Source organism: Bartonella sp. 11B, assembly GCF_002022625.1.
Lineage (GTDB): Bacteria > Pseudomonadota > Alphaproteobacteria > Rhizobiales > Rhizobiaceae > Bartonella > Bartonella rochalimae.
Genome location: NZ_CP019783.1, coordinates 1,505,639 through 1,527,500, shown reverse-complemented (window position 1 = coordinate 1,527,500; position 21,862 = coordinate 1,505,639). Strand labels below are relative to the sequence as shown.

14 protein-coding genes, 4 tRNA genes and 2 rRNA genes are annotated in these 21,862 nt (G+C 37.5%); 8 read left to right on the top strand and 12 right to left on the bottom strand.

Translation table 11 applies throughout. The features are described from left to right. Positions 1–161: 161 nt before the first annotated feature. From Bho11B_RS06600 to Bho11B_RS06590, 3 genes are all read left to right on the top strand, one after another. Positions 162–2,972, top strand: a 23S ribosomal RNA gene (locus tag Bho11B_RS06600). A gap of 87 nt (positions 2,973–3,059) precedes the next feature. Continuing rightward, positions 3,060–3,174: ribosomal RNA gene (gene rrf, locus Bho11B_RS06595) — 5S ribosomal RNA — on the top strand. 88 nt (positions 3,175–3,262) lie between these two features. Continuing rightward, a tRNA-Met gene (locus tag Bho11B_RS06590) sits at positions 3,263–3,339 on the top strand. Between the two features lie 550 nt (positions 3,340–3,889). Here the strand turns inward: Bho11B_RS06590 and Bho11B_RS06585 are convergent. Continuing rightward, complete coding sequence (locus Bho11B_RS06585) at positions 3,890–4,987, bottom strand: TIGR04086 family membrane protein (RefSeq protein WP_078674114.1); 1,098 nt, start codon at positions 4,985–4,987, stop codon at positions 3,890–3,892. 800 nt (positions 4,988–5,787) lie between these two features. On the opposite strand from Bho11B_RS06585, the gene Bho11B_RS06580 reads away from it, so the two are divergent. Next, positions 5,788–6,555 carry an N-acetylmuramoyl-L-alanine amidase gene (locus tag Bho11B_RS06580; RefSeq protein WP_035006829.1) on the top strand — a complete coding sequence of 256 codons (768 nt, stop codon included), beginning with the start codon at positions 5,788–5,790 and terminating at the stop codon, positions 6,553–6,555. 76 nt (positions 6,556–6,631) lie between these two features. Here the strand turns inward: Bho11B_RS06580 and Bho11B_RS06575 are convergent. Next, positions 6,632–6,721, bottom strand: a tRNA-Ser gene (locus tag Bho11B_RS06575). A 289-nt stretch (positions 6,722–7,010) separates the two neighbouring features. On the opposite strand from Bho11B_RS06575, the gene rplU reads away from it, so the two are divergent. The 3 genes from rplU (at position 7,011) to Bho11B_RS06560 (ending at position 7,930) form a co-directional block, all read left to right on the top strand. Continuing rightward, positions 7,011–7,490, top strand: coding sequence for a 50S ribosomal protein L21 (gene rplU / locus Bho11B_RS06570; RefSeq protein ID WP_078673961.1), 480 nt, complete (start codon positions 7,011–7,013; stop codon positions 7,488–7,490). 12 nt (positions 7,491–7,502) lie between these two features. Beyond that, complete coding sequence (gene rpmA, locus Bho11B_RS06565) at positions 7,503–7,772, top strand: 50S ribosomal protein L27 (protein ID WP_078673960.1); 270 nt, start codon at positions 7,503–7,505, stop codon at positions 7,770–7,772. 68 nt (positions 7,773–7,840) lie between these two features. Further along, positions 7,841–7,930 (top strand) — tRNA-Ser (locus Bho11B_RS06560). A gap of 1,060 nt (positions 7,931–8,990) precedes the next feature. On the opposite strand, the gene Bho11B_RS06555 is transcribed toward Bho11B_RS06560, so the two are convergent. After that, complete coding sequence (locus tag Bho11B_RS06555) at positions 8,991–9,572, bottom strand: hypothetical protein (protein ID WP_078673959.1); 582 nt, start codon at positions 9,570–9,572, stop codon at positions 8,991–8,993. 1,395 nt (positions 9,573–10,967) lie between these two features. On the opposite strand from Bho11B_RS06555, the gene Bho11B_RS06540 reads away from it, so the two are divergent. Then, positions 10,968–14,069, top strand: coding sequence for a hypothetical protein (locus Bho11B_RS06540; protein ID WP_078674161.1), 3,102 nt, complete (start codon positions 10,968–10,970; stop codon positions 14,067–14,069). A gap of 196 nt (positions 14,070–14,265) precedes the next feature. On the opposite strand, the gene Bho11B_RS06535 is transcribed toward Bho11B_RS06540, so the two are convergent. The 9 genes from Bho11B_RS06535 to Bho11B_RS06490 form a co-directional block, all read right to left on the bottom strand. Next, positions 14,266–14,350: transfer RNA gene (locus Bho11B_RS06535), tRNA-Leu, on the bottom strand. A 655-nt stretch (positions 14,351–15,005) separates the two neighbouring features. Beyond that, positions 15,006–15,626, bottom strand: coding sequence for a 2,3-bisphosphoglycerate-dependent phosphoglycerate mutase (locus Bho11B_RS06530; RefSeq protein ID WP_078673956.1), 621 nt, complete (start codon positions 15,624–15,626; stop codon positions 15,006–15,008). Between the two features lie 35 nt (positions 15,627–15,661). Further along, positions 15,662–16,468: a 4-hydroxy-tetrahydrodipicolinate reductase gene (dapB, locus tag Bho11B_RS06525; RefSeq protein ID WP_078673955.1), complete on the bottom strand. Its 807-nt coding sequence runs from the start codon at positions 16,466–16,468 to the stop codon at positions 15,662–15,664. Between the two features lie 561 nt (positions 16,469–17,029). Continuing rightward, positions 17,030–17,722 carry a glutathione S-transferase family protein gene (locus Bho11B_RS06520; RefSeq protein ID WP_078673954.1) on the bottom strand — a complete coding sequence of 231 codons (693 nt, stop codon included), beginning with the start codon at positions 17,720–17,722 and terminating at the stop codon, positions 17,030–17,032. Positions 17,723–17,855: 133 nt separating this feature from the next. Beyond that, a complete protein-coding gene (yihA, locus tag Bho11B_RS06515; protein WP_078673953.1) occupies positions 17,856–18,500 on the bottom strand; it encodes a ribosome biogenesis GTP-binding protein YihA/YsxC in 645 nt (214 codons plus the stop codon). Beyond that, positions 18,497–20,335, bottom strand: a complete 1,839-nt coding sequence (gene yidC / locus Bho11B_RS06510) for a membrane protein insertase YidC (RefSeq protein ID WP_078673952.1) — start codon at positions 20,333–20,335, stop codon at positions 18,497–18,499. Before yidC ends, yihA begins: the two co-directional genes overlap by 4 nt. Positions 20,336–20,345: 10 nt before the next feature. Beyond that, on the bottom strand, positions 20,346–20,708 hold the full coding sequence (gene rnpA, locus Bho11B_RS06505) for a ribonuclease P protein component (RefSeq protein ID WP_078673951.1): 363 nt from the start codon (positions 20,706–20,708) through the stop codon (positions 20,346–20,348). 104 nt (positions 20,709–20,812) lie between these two features. Continuing rightward, entirely contained in the window at positions 20,813–20,947 is a 135-nt protein-coding gene (gene rpmH, locus Bho11B_RS06500) for a 50S ribosomal protein L34 (RefSeq protein ID WP_078673950.1), read from the bottom strand. A 420-nt stretch (positions 20,948–21,367) separates the two neighbouring features. After that, a complete protein-coding gene (locus tag Bho11B_RS06490) occupies positions 21,368–21,625 on the bottom strand; it encodes a hypothetical protein (protein ID WP_245289101.1) in 258 nt (85 codons plus the stop codon). Positions 21,626–21,862: the final 237 nt, after the last annotated feature.

Genomic DNA, 21,862 nt, shown 5'->3' with positions numbered 1-21,862 from the left:
GGCAACTTAACCGTGCCATTGAATATATCTCGAGAAGTTGGTCTTTTCTGCTGATATTTTTGTTTTGTGTGCTGATTATAGAGATTGCATGATTTTTAAATCAATTTTATCTCGATGATTGTGCATAGACGAATTGATAAATGAATATTGGCAATGAGAATGATCAAGTGTCTTAAGGGCATTTGGTGGATGCCTTGGCATGCACAGGCGAAGAAGGACGTGATACGCTGCGATAAGCTACGGGGAGGTGCGAATACCCTTTGATCCGTAGATTTCCGAATGGGGCAACCCACCTTAGATTGCTAGAAAATTAAGCTGCTTTCATAAAAGCGGTTTAATTTTCTAGTAATCACAAATAAGGTATCTACACCTGAATAAAATAGGGTGTAAGAAGCGAACGCAGGGAACTGAAACATCTAAGTACCTGTAGGAAAGGACATCAAAAGAGACTCCGTTAGTAGTGGCGAGCGAACGCGGACCAGGCCAGTGGCTTAAGTTAAGAAAAGTAGAATTGATTGGAAAATCAAACCAAAGAGGGTGATAGTCCCGTATACGTAAATCTGATTTAAGTCCTTGAGTAAGGCGGGACACGTGAAATCCTGTCTGAATATGGGTCGACCACGATCCAAGCCTAAGTACTCGTGCATGACCGATAGCGAACCAGTACCGTGAGGGAAAGGTGAAAAGTACCCCGACAAGGGGAGTGAAAAAGAACCTGAAACCGAATGCCTACAAACAGTCGGAGCCCAAGATACGTTCTGGGTGACGGCGTACCTTTTGTATAATGGGTCAGCGACTTAGTCTAACGAGCAAGCTTAAACCGATAGGTGTAGGCGTAGCGAAAGCGAGTCTGAACAGGGCGTTCAGTTCGTTGGATTAGACCCGAAACCGAGTGATCTAGCTATGAGCAGGCTGAAGGTAAGGTAACACTTACTGAAGGGCCGAACCCGTATCTGTTGCAATAGATTGGGATGACTTGTGGCTAGGGGTGAAAGGCCAATCAAACTCGGAAATAGCTGGTTCTCCGCGAAATCTATTTAGGTAGAGCGTTAGTTTTATTCTCCAGGGGGTAGAGCACTGGATGGGCTAGGGGTCCTCACCGGATTACCAAACCTAACCAAACTCCGAATACCTGGAAGAAATAACTGGCAGACACACGGCGGGTGCTAACGTCCGTCGTGGAAAGGGCAACAACCCTAACCACCATCTAAGGTCCCCAAGTTATGGCTAAGTGGGAAAGGATGTGAGGATCCCAAAACAACCAGGATGTTGGCTTAGAAGCAGCCATCATTTAAAGAAAGCGTAACAGCTCACTGGTCTAAATAAGGGTCTTTGCGCCGAAAATGTAACGGGGCTCAAGCCATACACCGAAGCTGTGGATTTACTCTTATGAGTAAGTGGTAGCGGAGCGTTCCGTAAGCCTGTGAAGGGAGACTCGTGAGAGCTCCTGGAGGTATCGGAAGTGAGAATGCTGACATGAGTAACGATAAAGGGAGTGAGAGACTCCCTCGCCGAAAGTCCAAGGGTTCCTGCTTAAAGTTAATCTGAGCAGGGTGAGTCGGCCCCTAAGGCGAGGCCGAAAGGCGTAGTCGATGGGAACCACGTTAATATTCGTGGACCTGTGGGAAGTGACGGATTGCGTAAATTGTAAGGTCTTATTGGATTGATCTTGCAGTGAAGGAATTCCAGGAAATAGCTCCCACGTATAGACCGTACCCGAAACCGACACAGGTGGACAGGTAGAGAATACTAAGGCGCTTGAGAGAACTACGTTGAAGGAACTCGGCAAATTGCACGCGTAACTTCGGAAGAAGCGTGACCCTTTAGCGGGCAACCGTTAAAGGGTGGCACAGACCAGGGGGTAGCGACTGTTTACCAAAAACACAGGGCTCTGCGAAGTCGCAAGACGATGTATAGGGTCTGACGCCTGCCCGGTGCTGGAAGGTTAAGAGGAGATGTGCAAGCATTGAATTGAAGCCCCAGTAAACGGCGGCCGTAACTATAACGGTCCTAAGGTAGCGAAATTCCTTGTCGGGTAAGTTCCGACCTGCACGAATGGCGTAACGACTTCCCCGCTGTCTCCAACGTAGACTCAGTGAAATTGAATTCCCCGTGAAGATGCGGGGTTCCTGCGGTTAGACGGAAAGACCCCGTGCACCTTTACTATAGCTTTACACTGGCATTTGTGGCGATATGTGTAGGATAGGTGGTAGACTTTGAAGCAGGGGCGCAAGCCTTTGTGGAGTCGTCCTTGAAATACCACCCTTATCGACATGGATGTCTAACTGCGGTCCGTTATCCGGATCCAGGACAGTGTATGGTGGGTAGTTTGACTGGGGCGGTCGCCTCCTAAAGAGTAACGGAGGCGCGCGATGGTAGGCTCAGAACGGTCGGAAATCGTTTGTTGAGTGTAATGGCATAAGCCTGCCTGACTGTGAGACTGACAAGTCGAGCAGAGTCGAAAGACGGTCATAGTGATCCGGTGGTCCCGTGTGGAAGGGCCATCGCTCAACGGATAAAAGGTACGCCGGGGATAACAGGCTGATGACCCCCAAGAGTCCATATCGACGGGGTTGTTTGGCACCTCGATGTCGACTCATCGCATCCTGGGGCTGGAGCAGGTCCCAAGGGTATGGCTGTTCGCCATTTAAAGCGGTACGTGAGTTGGGTTCAGAACGTCGTGAGACAGTTCGGTCCCTATCTGCCGTGGGTGTAGGAATATTGACAGGATCTGTCCCTAGTACGAGAGGACCGGGATGGACGTATCTCTGGTGGACCTGTTGTGGCGCCAGCCGCATAGCAGGGTAGCTATATACGGACGGGATAACCGCTGAAGGCATCTAAGCGGGAAACCCACCTGAAAACGAGTATTCCCTGAGAACCGTGGTAGACCACCACGTTGATAGGTCAGGTGTGGAAGTATGGTAACATATGAAGCTTACTGATACTAATCGTTCGATAGGCTTGATCGTTCTCATTCCCTCTATTCATTTAAAAAAACAAAACAAATTAAAATAGCAATAAGACAACTTCTCTTTCCTTTCTATGCTTTTCGCTGACTTGGTGGTTATGGCGGAGCGCCTGCACCCGATCCCATCCCGAACTCGGCCGTGAAACGTTCCAGCGCTGATGGTACTTTGTCTTAAGGCACGGGAGAGTAAGTCGCTGCCAGGTCTGCTAAGCGCATAGAAAGAATTCTTCAACACTCTTCAAAAAAATATCTAAAAATCGTCGTATCCTTTCTGCGACAATTCTTCCGTGACGCGGGGTGGAGCAGCCCGGTAGCTCGTCAGGCTCATAACCTGAAGGCCGCAGGTTCAAATCCTGCCCCCGCAACCAGTCTCGGATCAATAAGTTTGTATCAATAAAATAATCCTTAAAATAAACGCGACAAGAGATCGGTAGGCGATCCAACACAAAAAAAGACTCCTTCCTCTTTGGAGCGGTGTTGTTGGGGGAATAATAAAAAACCACTGGAAAAAGATCCTTCTCAGGTGAGACATCCGTTTTGAAGGCATGATGCATCATGAGGGAAAATATCCAGGTCACTTCAAATCAATGTACTAGACGTCAAGAGAGAAGCGGGAAGAGGATCCGTTTCAGATGAGACGTCCGTTTTGAAGGCATGGATGCGTCATGAGGGAAAATACCCAGGTCGCTTCAAATCAATGTACCGAGACGCCAAGAGAGAAGCGGGAAGAGGATCCGTCTCAGATGAGACGTCCGTTTTGATGGCATGGTGCATCATGAGGGAAAATACCCAGGTCGCTTCAAAGAAAAAGGGTCTTTAATAAAAAAGCTGCACACGTGGTGCAGCTTTTGTAAAGCTGGTTTTACTTTGTAGAGTTCTTAAAGGTTGATCAGCCTCTTTTGTCTCAAAATCGAAATTTTACAATGTGTAAGAATGAGACCGTCTCTTATGACCATAATATCCAGAAATGCTGGCAATTACAGCACCAAGAAGGCTCGCAAAAAAACTCCACAATCCAATCTTAGAAGCTGTGCTTATGGCTTTATCCGCAATTGCAAAACTGTTTTGGGCTCCTTTATGAGTAGGAGCATTCTGCGAGAGAGCTTCTACCTGTTTGTTCAGTGATTGAATAGCTTCTTTAGTTTTTTTGTTCGCTGTTTGATAAATATCAATCGCACGTTCTGCAGTATTTTCTGCTTCAGCTTGTGATAGTCCATTGTTTGTCAGCTGATGGATGACATCGCGACGATCAATCTGGGTGTTCAGCTTTTTAACACGATCCGAAAGGCGTTCGCCGAGTTGTTTAACCAAAAGACGATAGTTAGAAGGATCATTCTTAAAAGATGTGATGGTAGAACGAAGGTCTTTGACTGATTCTCTATAAGCGTTATAGAGATTGTCCGGATTGAGGGCTGGAATATCACTTTTATTTAAAAGTGCCTGTAAGTCATTGCTGAGTTTGTTAAAATCAAACAGAGCATTCCTTTTATCGTTGAAAAAATCCTCAAAATTTTTACGGTCTGTGAGAGGAACAAGTTTGCCACCTTCTGAACTAAAATCACTGATCGCTTGTTTCGTTGTTGTTGCAACTCCTGAAACAGTCTTAGCGCCTAAATGAGCTGCGCCAGAAAGTAAAATTGCACTTTGGAGCGCCACCAAAAGCATAAAAAGGGCCCAGGTCAAAAAACCGTGAAGCGCTCCTGAGTGATCCGAAAAACGACCAGCAACATAACCTCCAAGACCAAAGCTTAGACAAAAAATAAAAATTGAACTCACCCCAACAGAGAGAAAACTCTTCTCTAGTGAAAAGGGAGAAAAAAAGGTCATTTGGTTTAAGCCTAAGGCTGCTAACAAAAATGAAAAACAAACCGATGTTGCTAAAAGCGTTAGTAATCCAGCAAAAATCGAGGACCAAGATAAAACAGACGGTCTATAGTGACAACTTTCCGTCTCTAAAGAAAATTCGCCTGTAAAATGTCGCTCTAAGGGATGCTTCGTTGGGATCCGCGTTTCCATATCTCTCTCTCCTTCAATAATTCTTAAACTTAAAATGAGAAAAACCAATGCAAGTTCCAAAAAAAATGAAAAAAGGAAAAAACAAACTGAAATCAAAATGCTAAAAAGCTTAAGAAGGAGACAAAATAATACGCAACAAGTATAGCCTATCTCACTCCGCACTGTGAAAAAAGAAAATCACACAAACAATATTGCTCAGACTTCTTCAAAAGGAGAAACCATACAAAAAAACATAAAAATGAAAAAAAACAAAAACTGTCAACTCGCTGAGCATTTTAAAGTAAGCAACAGATAACAGAAAAATAATCCAAATATACAATAATTAAATATCAAATAAGAAATATACGTTCATTTGGTAAAATGACTACTTTCATCCAAACGTTCCAAAAAAATGTTTTTTACTAAAATAGTCAAAAAATAGTCATGAAGTTTTTTTAAAAGAAATTTCAAATGGATGCATGTTATTTTATTTTGGCTATGCTCAAACGATCGCTGAGAATTCCGTGTAGAGATTTAGCTGTAAGCTGTGTTATTTAGATAAATAATAGAAAAATAGATGGTGCAGTTTTGTGCCAAGCGGGAATGTAGGGGGGAGTTTTGAGAGCTTTTCCGTGATTGTATAGAGAAATCTACTTTTAGTAGTGGGTGTAATTTAGGTTATTTAATTGCTTTCAAAACTAAGCATATTAAGTGTGAAGCTGTAATCAATTTTCAAGAGTAGCACAAATCCTAGCATTGTACTCAGTCTATTGTGATTGCGCAATGTATGAGTCGATTAAACAAAAAGGAGGAGTTTTATTATGTATCAGATTGATTACAATAGTTATCGTTCTGTAAAAAGCTTTAATCGTCGTGTTCGTTTTCTCGTTATGCATTACACTGCAATTGATTTTAAACAGTCGGTTGCAATTCTTACAGGTACTAAGGTTAGCGCACATTATCTTGTTCCTGATCCTTTGGAGAAAACGTATATTGAAGCGGGATTTAAAGATATGCGTATTTTTAATTTGGTTGATGAAAATGAATGTGCGTGGCATGCTGGTGTTAGCTCATGGGCTGGGAGAAGCAATCTGAATGATACATCTATTGGAATTGAAATAGTCAGTGTGGTGACTGATGATATGAATGGAATGCCTATATTTCCTCCCTATAATCCTATGCAAATTGATGCGGTTAAAGAACTTGCATTAAATATTCTACAACGTTATCCCGATATTACGCCAATCAATGTTGTTGGTCATAGTGATATTGCTCCTGTTAGAAAAAGCGATCCAGGTGCAGCTTTTCCATGGAAAGAGCTTTATACAGTAGGTGTAGGAGCGTGGTATGATGATGAATTGAAGAATTGCTATCAAGCGCAATTCTGTAAGAGTCTTCCTGCTAAAGCGGATATTATTGCTAAATTTAAGCAATATGGGTATGATACTTCAATTGCAAAAACAGAAGATGGATATAAGGCATTAATCCGAGCATTTCAGCTTCATTTCCGGCAAAGCAATTATGATGGGATTTTGGATGCCGAAACAGCAGCGGTTCTTTATGCATTGGTAGACAAATATTTTTCTTAAAATAATTTAGTTCATTTTCATTCAAATATTTGCGATTACGATAACAGTGAGTTGAGGGGGTTAATTTATTGATATTTGGCGGAGAGAGAGGGATTTGAACCCCCGATAGAGTTACCCCTATGCCGCATTTCGAGTGCGGTGCTTTCAACCACTCAGCCATCTCTCCATATCTTAGGATACAATAAATTCTATCTATCTTGTTTAATTTAATGACGGTGTGATAATCTCCAATTTCTTCGAATACAAGTTCTTTTTTTGCTTTTTAATGGGCTTTTCTTGACATAGAATAGAAATTCTATCATATATATTTACGTTTGAGCGTGAAGTAATTTGCGCATATTTGTGTTTTGTAGGTGTTTTCTATACCTTTTGAAACCATTAAGACTGATAAAAAGCAGCCTATTTTCTCTGTTGATAAAGTAAAATAAGAGCTGGATCGAACGAAAGGATAAAAAATGTTCGCAGTCATTAAAACTGGTGGTAAGCAATATCGTGTTGCTGAAAACCAGGTCATAAGAGTTGAGAAAGTTATTGGTGATGTGGGGAGTGTTATTGAATTAAACAATATATTGATGCTCCATGAAGGCGATAACATGACTGTTGGTACGCCTGTTGTTGCGGGCGCTTTGGTGACGGCTGAAATTGTAGAGCAGGGCCGTGCGCGTAAAGTTATTGCATTCAAAAAACGTCGTCGTCAAAATTCAAAGCGTACTCGTGGTCATCGCCAGGAATTGACAACGTTGCGTATTTTAGAAGTTTTAAGTGATGCTTCCAAAGTGCAAAAAATAGCTGAAAAGCCCGTTAACAAGAAAGTAAAAGAATCAAAAGAAACGAAAGCTTCTGCTTCTCTTAGCAAAACTGCTAAAAAAACGATTGAAAAAAAGGCTACGACAAAAAAGGTAGCTTCCAAGGCATCAAAAGGTGAAAAGAATTAAAGGAAGACAGTTATGGCACATAAAAAAGCAGGAGGTTCTTCGCGCAATGGCCGCGATTCGGAATCAAAACGTCTTGGCGTTAAAAAATTTGGTGGGGAAGCCGTTATTGCTGGAAGCATTATTGTTCGTCAGCGTGGTACACGTTGGCATCCTGGTGATAATGTTGGCATTGGAAAAGATCACACTCTTTTTGCTCTTTCAAATGGAATAGTTTCTTTTCGCAAAAAAGCAAGTAACCGTTCTTATGTTTCAGTTATTCCTATGGCAGAAACTGCAAAATAAGCAAGATATAAACATATATAGGATTTAAGCTTGCACGTTATTTCTCTACAGGTAGAGTGTAAGCCTTTGGAGAGGTGGCCGAGTGGTTGAAGGCGCACGCCTGGAACGCGTGTATATGGGAAGCCATATCGAGGGTTCGAATCCCTCTCTCTCCGCCAAATATCAATAAAATCATGTGTTATCTAAAGGCTAGGGACTTGTGATCTTACTCTGTTTTTTCTGTCCTATCCTTCATTTTAAATGGCTTCTCTTTGTTTTCTTAGACATTTGCATGTAGGGCAATGCTATGCTCTCTTTTGTTTAATAAAGATTGCTTCCATTTCGGAAACTGTAACACCAACGTTAGCAGGACGTATTGCTGCTGATTTCTCATTCCTGAATTGATTTTAAATATCCACTGCATTGCCTGTTTTACGCAATAAATTGCCAAAACTTTCTTTAACGAGCTTATTTCCATTTTTCTCACGCATAAATATTTTATTTTCTAATAGAACCATTTTGTCAATTCAGTGTGCAGTACTCTGAATGCTCTACAGAAATATTTTTTGTAAAAGGTAAGAAGCTAAAAATAGTAGTCTTTGGTCTATAAAATTGAGAGAGCATATTTTACGTCTATAATAAAATTATGGAAAGTTTGAGGGGCAGTTATGCTTTCTATATTGCTTGCATTCCTTGATATTTTCATCTTGCTGAAGATATTAAAGGTGGTTTAGCGCTCGATAAGAGGCATTTGGTTATGAAATCATAGGTGTTTCTTAGCTAAACTTCTTGGTGAATTGTTGGCCAATATGATGTTTCAGCAGATTTTGCCGACGAGGATATAGAGTGGTTTGATGTTGAGTCTATTAATCGAGAACTTTTGTTAATAAAGCGGAGCAAAATCTGATCTATATAGCTTGATGCAGCTTCGGTTTATGATCAAAAAGGAATATTCCTCGTGCTGACTTTATCACCAGAGGCATTTTACATATATTACGAAAATACCAGTTATTTTTTCTATTGTAAGGGAGGAAGTTTTGATGAATATCAGATTTATTGTTTCATTTGTAGGAACAAGATTATAGACAATATAGGTGGTTCATTGTGATCAATCACGTGCTTTCGACATAGGAAGTCCATCGTGAAAAGAGTAGAAACAGGCTCCTCCGTGATTATCAATGAAGTCTTCATCAAGCTATCGATATTCCTTCATTTCTTTATGCATCTATATAAATGATGTTAAAAAGACTCCATTATATTATATACTCTTTGAATGTCAGTACAAAATTGCGGTACCTTTTTAATCAGTTCACCATAAGAAGGCATAGTAATTGCTGCATCTATTGTCGATATTAGATCTGCTATTTGTGTTTTTGGAGTTATGCCATTAGGAGAAGTAAGGAACTTTTTTGCATACTGAAACATTGGGTTTGTAAGTTCATTGGACGTTTTTTGCGCCAAAACGAAAATATTTTCTTTCCAGTTATAATTATAGCGTAGCGTGTGTATGTGTGTTGGTAAATTTGCCCATGCCATCTCTTTATTATAATCACCTTGTAATAAGTTTGCATAACGCCCACACAAAGTCATAAGTATGTGACGGTGGCGCACGGGATGAAATCTTGAAAAGAAATCATCGTAACCACGAGAGTATATATATTCTGATGCTTTTTGCATCTTGTCAGCATGTTCGGAATTTTCGTATTTTGTGCTCACATGCTTTTCGTAGAGTGCATCATATTGATCTAAATTATCTACATTCGTACATCCAAATAATATGAAAGTAGATAATAAAATTGTAAATCTGACGATGTGTATCATGATACTCCCCCTTTTTTCTATTACATAATCGATTCGTTTAGCTGATACAATTATGCGTAGTTAGCGTTTAGAGGGGTAAATTGAGATATAAACACAATGTTTAGTGTTTTGTGTTGATGTTGAGAGTATGCTTTATTTAGTATTGAATGACTTTATTCCATTTAGTCGTGTTGTCTCTAAAACTGAGTGTATTGATTCTGTATTTCTTGCAAATACAGTTTTTTTTATCTATAGGGTGTATTTCTGATATCAGAAATACACCCTAGACTCCAAAATACCCCTTAAGCGCAATCTGCCAAAAGCGGGACGTGGCCGTGTCAAAAGCATTCCGAACAATATTACGCATATTTTGAAAGAGGCCGTGATTAAAGCCGCTGAGAATGCAGAAAATAAAGAATGATGGTATTTCTTCATTTAGAAAAACAAGCTGTCAGTTGCAGAGTCGTTTATTTATCTCTTCTTGGCAAGGTTTTATCGTTACAGGTTATGGATAAAAATAGTTATGCTATAAAATGATAGGGTGTGTAGCAATAGCTTCTTTGTTTAATGATGACATGGCGAATTAAGATTGTTCTTAAGCTTATTCCTATTTTACAGGTAAGATATTGGTTTGTATATCTTGGGGAGGTAGAGAATTGGGTAAGATCAGCTTCTTTGTTTGATAGCTGTTTAAAGAGCTGTCAGTTGATGATGGGTGGATTTCTGGCACTATTCTGTACGCTCGTTAGTTTTAGAATTCTCTTGATGAGAGTTTTTGGAAGAAATTAAATCTGCGGTAGAATCCTATGATTTTTAAAGGGCTTATTATAAGCGAGGTGAGTCATCGATTCAGTCGAAAGATGATCGTATAGATTTTCAGTTTTGTGGGTTTGATTGTAATGTCGCGGCTATCAAATTGATAGGTTGATTTTTGCGGAGTTGGGTTGATGAGATCGAGTCTGTTAAGGATACAGCTTGGTAAACGCTGATAGCAACTTTGCATGAAGAAGGAGAAGGATAACGTGCAGAGTTATGGAGCACATGGATCCTTTATGGGAATATGCTTCTGTTGAGAGACAGTTGCGCTTTTTCGAACGTGAGGCTGATGTGCATGCTGCATCTTGCCTCAGTGGATGTACAATTAAATATGCGTTCTATACTGGCTCTTCTTTAATATATCTGGAGAGAAAAAACTTTATTGTTATCAGTCCAAATTTGGAAAGACGAATTTTAAAGCATAAAAAACAAAGTGAATACTTATTTCTGCAAAAAGATAATTTACAAATAAAGTAATCAAGATTAGTAAAGAACATATTGATTATAATAATATATTGATTATAATAAAGGCAGTTTTTAAGTTCAAATTCGGTTTTTGATTATTAACAAGTTGCTTTATACAATTTATTGAGGAAAGACATGACAGGAAGCTCAACTTTTAATCCTACATCTGGAGAAGAAAATGTTGTAACAAGTAAAATAACGAATTCTGTTGAAAGCCGAAAAGAAATTGAGAGGTTATCAAAACGTCTTTCCGGAGATTCGAAAGCTTCGAAAATGTTAGCCTCAGGTTTAGATATGATACAGAGAAGTTTAACTCTTGGTGAACATGGTGAACAAGATAAACGTTATATGGAGCATATTGTTAAGTCTTTAAAAGCTCGATTAAAGGAAGAGTATCGAGTTGGAGACGATTCCAGTCTTTTAAAAGAAATTGATAATTATGTCAGTCTTCTGAGACAAGAGCATAGTGAAAAGGCAGTTGCAGCAAAAAGTATAACAAGGAGCTCTGTTGAAAGTCGCAAAGAAATTGAGAGGTTATCAAAACGTCTTTCCGGAGATTCGAAAGCTTCGAAAATGTTAGCCTCAGGTTTAGATATGATACAGAGAAGTTTAACTCTTGGTGAACATGGTGAACAAGATAAACGTTATATGGAGCATATTGTTAAGTCTTTAAAAGCTCGATTAAAGGAAGAGTATCGAGTTGGAGACGATTCCAGTCTTTTAAAAGAAATTGATAATTATGTCAGTCTTCTGAGACAAGAGCATAGTGAAAAGGCAGTTGCAGCAAAAAGTATAACAAGGAGCTCTGTTGAAAGTCGCAAAGAAATTGAGAGGTTATCAAAACGTCTTTCCGGAGATTCGAAAGCTTCGAAAATGTTAGCCTCAGGTTTAGATATGATACAGAGAAGTTTAACTCTTGGTGAACATGGTGAACAAGATAAACGTTATATGGAGCATATTGTTAAGTCTTTAAAAGCTCGATTAAAGGAAGAGTATCGAGTTGGAGACGATTCCAGTCTTTTAAAAGAAATTGATAATTATGTCAGTCTTCTGAGACAAGAGCATAGTGAAAAGGCAGTTGCAGCAAAAAGTATAACAAGGAGCTCTGTTGAAAGTCGCAAAGAAATTGAGAGGTTATCAAAACGTCTTTCCGGAGATTCGAAAGCTTCGAAAATGTTAGCCTCAGGTTTAGATATGATACAGAGAAGTTTAACTCTTGGTGAACATGGTGAACAAGATAAACGTTATATGGAGCATATTGTTAAGTCTTTAAAAGCTCGATTAAAGGAAGAGTATCGAGTTGGAGACGATTCCAGTCTTTTAAAAGAAATTGATAATTATGTCAGTCTTCTGAGACAAGAGCATAGTGAAAAGGCAGTTGCAGCAAAAAGTATAACAAGGAGCTCTGTTGAAAGTCGCAAAGAAATTGAGAGGCTAGCAGAACGTGTTCCTGGAGATTGGAAAGTATTAGCTTCAGATCTAGATGTGATACAGAGAAGTTTAGCTCTTGGTGAACATGATGAACGAGATAGACGTTATGTGGAGTATGTTGTTAAGTCTTTAAAAGCTCGATTAAAGGAAAAGTACCAAGTTGAAGACGATTCCAGTCTTTTAAAAGAAATTGATAATTATGTTAGTTTGGTTAGACAAGAACAGAATGAAAAAGTAGTTGTAGCAAAAAGTATAACGAGGAACTCTATTGAGAGTCGAAAAGAAATAGAGAGGTTATCAAAACGTGTTTCTGGAGATTCGGAGATATTAGCTTCAGATTTAGATATGATACAGAGAAGTTTAATTCTTGGTGAACGTGATGAACAAGATAAACGTTATATGGAGTATATTGTTAAGTCTTTAAAAGCTCGATTAAGGAAAGAGTATCAAGTTGGAGACGATTCCAGTCTTTTAAAAGAAATTGATAATTATGTCAGTTTTCTGAGACGAGAGTATAGTGAAAAGGCAGTTGCAGCAAAAAGTATAACAAGGAACTCTATTGAAAGTCGCGAAGAAATTGAGAGGTTATCAAAACGTCTTTCCGGAGATTCAAAAGCTTCGAAAATGTTAGCCTCAGGTTTAGATATGATACAGAGAAGTTTAACTCTTGGTGAACATGGTGAACAAGATAAACGTTATATGGAGCATATTGTTAAGTCTTTAAAAGCTCGATTAAGGGAAGAGTATCAAGTTGGAGAGGATTCCAGTCTTTTTAAAGAAATTGATAATTATGTCAGTTTTCTGAGACGAGAGCATAGTGAAAAGGCAGTTGAAGCAAAAAGTATAAAAAGTCGCAAAGAAATTGAGAGGTTATCGAAACGTCTTTCCAGAGATCCGAAAGCTTCGAAAATATTAGCTCCAGATTTAGATATGATACAGAGAAGTTTAACCCTTTGTGAACATGGTGAACAAGATAAACGTTATATGGAGCGTATTGTTAAGTCTTTAAAAGCTCGATTAAAGGAAGAGTATCGAGTTGGAGACGATTCCAGTCTTTTAAAAGAAATTGATAATTATGTCAGTCTTCTGAGACAAGAGTATAGTGAAAAGGCAGTTGCAGCAAAAAGTATAACAAGGAGCTCTGTTGAAAGTCGCAAAGAAATTGAGAGGTTATCAAAACGTCTTTCCGGAGATTCGAAAGCTTCGAAAATATTAGCTCCAAATTTGGATATGATACAGAGAGGTTTAGCTTTTGGTAAACATGATGGACGAGATAAAGTTTATATGGAGCATGTCATAAAGTCTTTAAAGAATCGATTAAAGGAAAAATATTACGTTAGAGAGGATTCCAGTCTTTTTAAAGAAATTGATAATTATGTCAGTTCTCTGAGACGAGAACATAGTGAAAAGGTATTTACAGCAAAAAGTATAACAAGGAACTCTATTGAGAGTCGAAAAGAAATAGAGAGGTTATCAAAACATCTTTCCGGAGATTCGAAAGCTTCGAAAATATTAGCTTCAGATCTGGATATGATACAGAGAAGTTTAGCTCTCGGTGAATGTGATAAAACTTATATGAAGTATATCATAAAGTCTTTAAAGAATCAATTAAAGGTAACGTATCAAGTTAAAGAGGATTCCAGTCTTTTTAAAGAAATTGATAATTATGTTAGTTTTCTGAGACAAGAATATAGTGAGAACGGAGTAAAAATTTCTAGTCAAGCTGAGAGAAATGCCAACGTATCGGCAAATAGAGAACGCAGAGTTGGTAGTTTCAAAATAAAAATGCCTTTTTGTTTCAGGTAAAAATGTAAAATCCTACATTTTTTGTATTCATGGGGGGCAAATACTTTTATTTATTTCGATTTTAATAATCTAAAGCGTAATAATTCTTTAAATAAAAATTGATTTATAATATGCTTTATCAAAGGGTATTGCGAAATCTTATTTGCATCCCTTAAAATTAGTAAAAACAATAAGTTATATGTTGCTAAAAAGCACATGGTGCCCAAAAGAGGATTCGAACCTCCACGCCTTGCGGCACAGGTACCTGAAACCTGCGCGTCTACCAATTCCACCATTTGGGCTATAAAATTCATCTAAGGTTATGAAATTCTTCTGTCAATGTCATTGCACTTAAATTTTGTCAAATCTTTCAAAAATAGTTTCATTTGCAGTCTCTTGGGGTAACTTTATATACTTTTTTAGATCTCTTATATTTTATGTGTTCTTGTAAAAATGAATTGAAAGATATGTATTTCATGAATTCTAAAATAGAGACCTGCTTCTACTTCAGAAATCAAATTCTTCAAGGGTATCAAGAAGAATGAAGCTGTGCAGAAAAGTACTAGAAATGCTTTGGAAATCGGTACAAGGTATTCTTAATATATTAGGAGATATTGATCTAGAAATTTTAAGTTTCGATTCCTTATTTTACAAACCCTTTTAGGATTTTATAGGTCAAATCAAACCTCTCTTTCACTAAGCAAGTCTAAAGTAATTGATAATAATTATAGGGATTTGCTCAAAATATTAGCATATCATTCAATAAAGCGAGACAAATTACAAAAATTATTAAGAAAACCAGAGAAGTGTGTCAGAAACGAAAATACTCCAAGTTCATTATTTAAAAACGATGGCTACGGTTTTTAAAAGTAAGGTTTATATTTTTTATAGTCATGGAGAGAGCTGTTATTGGACATATTCATTTGAAAGAATTTTCTCTATATGCATTTTAGGAGTTTAAGGCATAATGATTTCTTTTGATTTAATTGTTGAATCACTATTGAATTCATAAATAATAGGAATTCCGGTTTCTAATTCCTGCAACATGATTTCTTCATTATTGAGACCTTCAAGTGCCACAATAAGAGCACGAAGAGAATTACCGTGTGCTACGATAAGAACAGTTTGAGAACGTAAAATATGAGGTTGAATATGATGAAGATAATAGGGCCAAACACGTGCACCAGTATCGCGCAAACTTTCTCCATTAGGGGGAGCAATCGTGTAAGAACGACGCCAGATGTGCACTTGTTCGTCTCCCCATTTTTGACGTGCTTCATCTTTATTCAAGCCGGATAAATCACCGTAATCTCGTTCATTCAATGCTGTATTTTTCACTAAGTGAAGATTTGATTGCCCTAATTGTTCTAAAATATGCTCTGCGGTTTTTTGAGCACGCTGTAAGACAGATGTATAAGCAGTATCAAATTTAAATCCGGCTGCTTTTAAATTTTTCCCTGCTGTTATTGCTTCTTTATTGCCTTTTTCTGTCAACGCTGGATTTTTCCAGCCAGTGAAGCGATTTTCTAGGTTCCATTCGCTTTGTCCGTGACGAATTAATACAAGTGTGCGTCCCACGTTGAAATTCCTATAATGATTGCTGATTATGAAAATTAATCTTTTAATCCTAGAACATCAAGCATTGAATAAAGGCCATTTTTACGTTCTTTTGCCCATAGTGCTGCTTTTAATGCACCATGAGCAAAAATAGAACGTTTTTGCGCAAAGTGTGAAAGAACAATGCGTTCATTTAAACCTGCAAAAGTAACACTGTGATCGCCAATAACTGTTCCTCCTCGTGAGCAGATAAAGCCAATAGTGCCTTTTTTACGTTTACCTGTATAGCCATTGCGTTCGCTAATACTGACATCTTTAAGTGTAACATTGCGTCCTTTAGCTGCTGCATCGCCAAGAAGAATGGCAGTCCCAGAGGGAGCATCAACTTTTTCAGCATGATGCATTTCATAAATTTCAATATCAAAATCGTCAGCCTCTAACGCTTTAGCTGCTTTCTTTACAAGATTGGCTAAAAGATTAATGCCAGGACTCATATTTCCAGATTTGACAATGGTTGTGTGTTCTGCAAAGGCAGCAATTTGTTCTTCCTCTTTTTTATTAAATCCAGTCGTTCCAATAACGTGGATAAGACCTTTTTGGGCTGCATAATCTGCATAAATGATAGTAGCTGCTGGTTGAGAAAAATCTAAAATACACTCTGCCTTAGAAAAGGCCTCTTCAAAATCATCAGTGATGCGAATGTTCAGTGAGTTTGAACCAATCAATATGCTCGCATCTTTTCCTACAAAAGATGATCCTTTGCGTACAATTACAGCACTCAGTTTTACATCTTGCCTACCTTGGAGCGCTGTAATCAGTTCTCTTCCCATTTTTCCATTAGCACCAACGACTGCAAGGCGCATATCTTTCTCCTTATAATATCCTACTTTTAAATTATAGGCAAAGTTTCTTTTTTTTCCAACTGTTTTTTATTTATATAAGGATAAGGAAACATCTTTATATAGTGTTTTATTACAGATTGATGAGTTATTTTTTCTCTTATTTTGTTATTTTAGTTGTTATAATGATACCCTAAATTTGCTTTTGAAAGATTATTATTTCCTTTTAAAAAAGGGAATCTTCATTTGATATTAAAGAGATAGAAGTTTCCAATCTTTTTAGAAAGAATGGTAATGAAACAATGATGAGAGTTTCAGAGATAAGCTTTGCATAAAAGGTATAGGATTGTTTAAAGCGGATAGAATATTTATGTATTACAACGGATCTAAGCGAGAAAGTAATCTCTCGTTAATAATGAATATATGTTTTTCAATGATTGATTTGATTTATACTGTTGTTTTCGTAAGCGCTTTTGTTGGAAAATTGAAGAAAAACTTTCTTTATATGAAGGCAGTTTTTAAGAATGGTATGCAATGGTTCAATAGATATCACTTTTAATAAAAGATTAGACTATATGCTTCTAGTTAAAAGTCGAGATCAGTATAATGAGAACTAGGCGCAATTCCCCGAATGCGATCCATTAAAAGAGGTCGAAAAGAAGGACGAGATTTAATTCGCGTATACCATTCACGAGCTGCAGGAAAAAGTTTCCAGTCAATTTCTGCTAAAAAGTCAAGTACTGAAATAGAAGCTGCAGCTGCTAAATCGGCATAAGATAGTTCAGATCCAGCGAGCCAATCACGGGATGCACAAAGCCACTCTAGGTAATTCATATGTGGCGGAATATTGGCGCGAGCATTGCGTAAAATTTGCGAGTTAGGTGCTCCACCACCAAGAGTTAATGGCATTTCACGTTTATAGATTCGTTCTCGTACAATATGGCGGGTCGCTTCATTTTCAAATTTGTTTAAAAACCACTCAACAAGGCGGCGTACTTCGGCTCGCTCTAAAGAAGTTTCGGGGAAAAATCTCTTTTCTTGCCGTAAACTACCACGTGTTTCGTCTAAATACTCGTAGATTACAATGGCACCTGATAATGGAACTTCACGTTCAGCAAGAAGGACTGGTAAATGTCCTGCTGGATTAAGTGCAAGAAATTCACTCCTCCTTGCCCATTCATGTTCTTCAATGAGTTGAGTAGCCACAACATATTCTTCAAGAACAATGCGTATAAAACGGGAAGCAGAAGAGAGAGGATAATGGAAAAGTGTTAGCATAATTTATACGATCAGATAAAGTCGATGGATTCTTTCAAATAATAAAATATTTTTATAAAAACGTTTGGCTATAAGCACAAGACTATTAACCATTACTAGCTATATTTATAATACATTGATTAAAGATATATTGTTATGTAATGGCTTGTATAATAGCTGCGCGTAATTCTTCTAAACCAGAAGCCTTTTCCGCTGAAGTTACTAGAATTTCAGGATAAGCTGCTGGATGTTTAAGAAGTTTGGTTTTTGTCATTGTTATTAAAGCTTCAAGCGTATTGGATTTTATTTTATCACTTTTTGTTAAAACAATTTGATAAGAGACCGCTGCTTTGTCAAGGAGATTAAGGGTGTCAGTATCGTTTTTTTTTATTCCATGACGTGAATCAATCAAAACATAAACACGTTTGAGTGTTGTACGACCGCGTAAATAGTCAAAAATTAAATGTGTCCATGCATTAATGAGATTTTTTGGAGCTTCAGCAAAACCATAACCTGGCATATCTACAAATGCTACAGGAGGAAGGTTGTGTGTTTGTTCATTAAAACCATCGGGTATGAAGTAATTTAATTCTTGGGTACGTCCTGGTGTATTAGACGTACGCGCTAAATTTTTTTGTTGAACTAATGCATTGATAAGAGAAGATTTTCCAACATTGGAGCGTCCTGCAAATGCAATTTCTGGTGGTCCTTCGGGTGGTAGAAATTTCATTGTAGGTACACCACGAATGAAAATCCAATTGCGGACAAAAAGTCCAGAAAGGTCAGGATATTGCGTCATTTGTTTATTTCTTTTTTAGAATCTTTTTGCACAATAGCTTTCAGATTATCAAAAAATTCAATTTTGACGCCTTGGCATTTCATGATGATACTTTGCTGAATAATTGATAATATATTGTTCCATGCCCAATAGATGACAAGGCCAGCTGGGAAAGAAGCAAGCATAATGGTGAAGATAATCGGCATCCATCTAAAAACGATAACTTGTGTTGGATCTTGAGGAAGCGGATTCATCTGCATTTGTAGGAACATTGTTATCCCCATAATTAAGGGCCATGCTCCTAGAATAAGAAATGTTGGTACAGCATAAGGCAATAAGCCAAATAAATTAAAAATAGAAGTTGGATCAGGTGCTGCTAAGTCTTGAATCCACCCAAAGAAAGGTGCATGTCGCATTTCAATGGTAATATAAAGAACTTTATAGAGAGCAAAAAATATAGGGAATTGAATCAGTATGGGCCAGCAACCTGCAAAAGGATTAATTTTTTTAGTTTTATACAATTCTATGATTGCTTGTTGTTGTTTGTTCCGATCATCTGCGTACTTTTCTTTAATTTCTAGCATCATTGGCTGTATAAGTTTTAGACGTGCTATAGACTTATAAGATTTATGAGCAAGTGGGAATAAAAGTATCTTTAAAAGTACTGTGATAAGAAGGATAGCAACCCCAAAATTTTCTGTATATTTATAAAGTATGTCAATAAGAGCAAACATCGGTTTGGTAATGAAATCGAACCAACCCCAATCAATGAGAAGACTAAATTTATTAATTTTTAATTGATTTTGATAGTGATTAATGATTTCAACTCGCTTTGCACCAGCAAAAAGACGGTTGGTAATGGTTTTTGTTTCATGGGGTGGAACTGTTAAGAGCGCACTTTGCAGATCAGATTGATAATGGGTATTTAATCGATCAAAATAAACAAAACGGCTTGTATATTCTGTGTCTTGTGGAGGAATAACTGCTACAGCCCAGTATTTATCGGTTATACCAATCCACCCTCTTGTAATGTTAGGGAAAATCACACTTTTCTGACCATTTTGAGGATTAGGGCTAAGTTCTGCTAAAGCTGTATATTTTTCAGTTTTAAGCGAGTCACCGGCAATACCAATCATACCTTCATGAAGTAAATAGGTTGCATTTGTATCTTCTGGTGGAGCAGCGCGTGCAATTCGAGCATAAGACGAAAGATATACAGGGCTACTACTTTCATTGCTAATAGAATCTTTAACGGTAAACATGTAATGTTCATCGACTGAAAAAGTGCGGTGAAAAATTTGTCCCTGTCCATTATTATAGACTAAGGTGATGGGTGTTGAGGGTGTTAATGTTGTATTATCACCTTCAAGTTGCCATTTTGTATTAGATTGTGGCAAGGCCTGTGCTGGTAAGGATGAACTCGTAAAACCGAATTCAGCAAAATAAGTTGTTGGAAGCCCGTTAGGATTCAACAGAATAATTTCAGGTGATTTTTTATCTACTTTGAGGCGATATTTTTTGAGCAGAAGATCGTCAAATTTCCCACCAACAAGATTAATAGAGCCTTCAAGTTCATTGGTTTTGATCAAAACACGGTTTGTTTTGGCTAATTCTGCTTTACGGACTTCAGGTGTTATAGGACGATTGGCTACAGGTACTGTGTCATTTGTCGATGCATTATGAGAAAAATATGGATCATTTGTGGAAAGTGCTGCATTATGGTTTGATAATTTTTGTGTAGTTATTTTTGATTCTTGTAATTTTGCTTGTTGAGGAACAATGTACAAAAAATGCCATGCAACGAAAACCACAAAAGATAGCCCAATAGCGATAAAAAAATTACGATTATATTCCATCTATATTATCCTACTGCCGTTGTGTTTTTCGTTTTATTCGTCGGCTTAATTCATTAATGAGAGATGTGAAAGGTGCATGGAGAACATTACGATGGCCAATAATAACATAATCAGTTCCTGCTTCCATCTCATTTACTAGTCCAACTCGAACAGCTTCGCGCAGACGTCTTTTAATACGATTACGTTGGACAGCGTTGCCATTTTTTCGTGTGACAGTAAAGCCTACACGTGCGGTAAGAGGATCTTTGGTTTTTGCTGTTTGTTCACGGGGCTTTATTTCAAGTAAAAACAAAGGACCACGCCGCTTTTCTCCTGTGCGTGCAGCCAAAAAATCTACTCTCTTGCGAATGCGACAAGGGTGCTTTTGTTTCATACAAAGGATTCTTTGCAGTTTTGCTAAATGCTTATTCTATAAATCTGTATATTTGATCTTTATGTACAAAAGAAAATATTCTGGTTCATTGGTGAAATTGATAATTAAGCAGATAGCCGCTTGCGACCACGAGCACGCCGAGCTGCAATAATTTTACGTCCACTAGCGGTTGCCATACGAGCACGGAAACCATGACGACGTTTACGAATAAGCTTAGAGGGTTGGTAAGTACGTTTCATTTATTTAAATACCGTGGTGTACGGCCCTTCTTGGTTCTATTATATACTTGATAAATAAATTCATTTATCAAAAATTTCTAAAGTGAACACCGTTTTCAATAAAAGAAAACATGAAAAAAGTCAATTGTAGAGTCTTTGTTAGAAATGTGAAAACAAACTGTCATTGAATGTGCATTGAGTTCGTCGTTTTATCGAGAAAATGATGATATAATTTGGATATGCAATAAATTCACGTGCATTTATAATGCGTCCTAAACGACCAAGAGTCGAGAGTTTAACAAGTTTTTCTACTTTTTCAGATAAAAGTTTATCAAATTTTAAGCAGCAGAAAGATTATCTTGTGCTCTTATTGACGTGTCTTTTTGCGATCAGCATGTGCTCTTTGTGTCCAAATAAGCTTCATAGATTATTTATTTCTATTTAGTTTACTTTGGTTGCTAAGCACCATTTTTCTGCTTCTGCTTTGATTCCTTCAGAAGATATTATAGGGCCTGCATTAGCAGAATTTATTCTAAGTTGCACCTGTTTTCTAAACCATAAATTATGTGCACTTTTTTCTTTTTGTTCTTTTACAATATCACGCATGTAATCTCGCAACAGTTGTACATCAGATTTATCATATGCTTTTGCTGCTTTGGAAAATTTATTTTTTAGTCCATCATCAATGGGAAAGTTCACTGTTGTTTCAGTGATTTCACTCCTACGTTCTGTAGGACAATATAATTAAAATGTAACACATTAGAATACGATCAAAGAAAGAATACGATCAAAGAAAATGACCAATTATCCTATCATTAATTTATCTTCGTTTTTATATGATAATGAAAAATTGAAATAATTGAAATGTAAGATAAATTCTGTATTGTTTTTGTATTAAGAAAGAAGGATTTTATTTTTCATAGTTTTATATTTTAA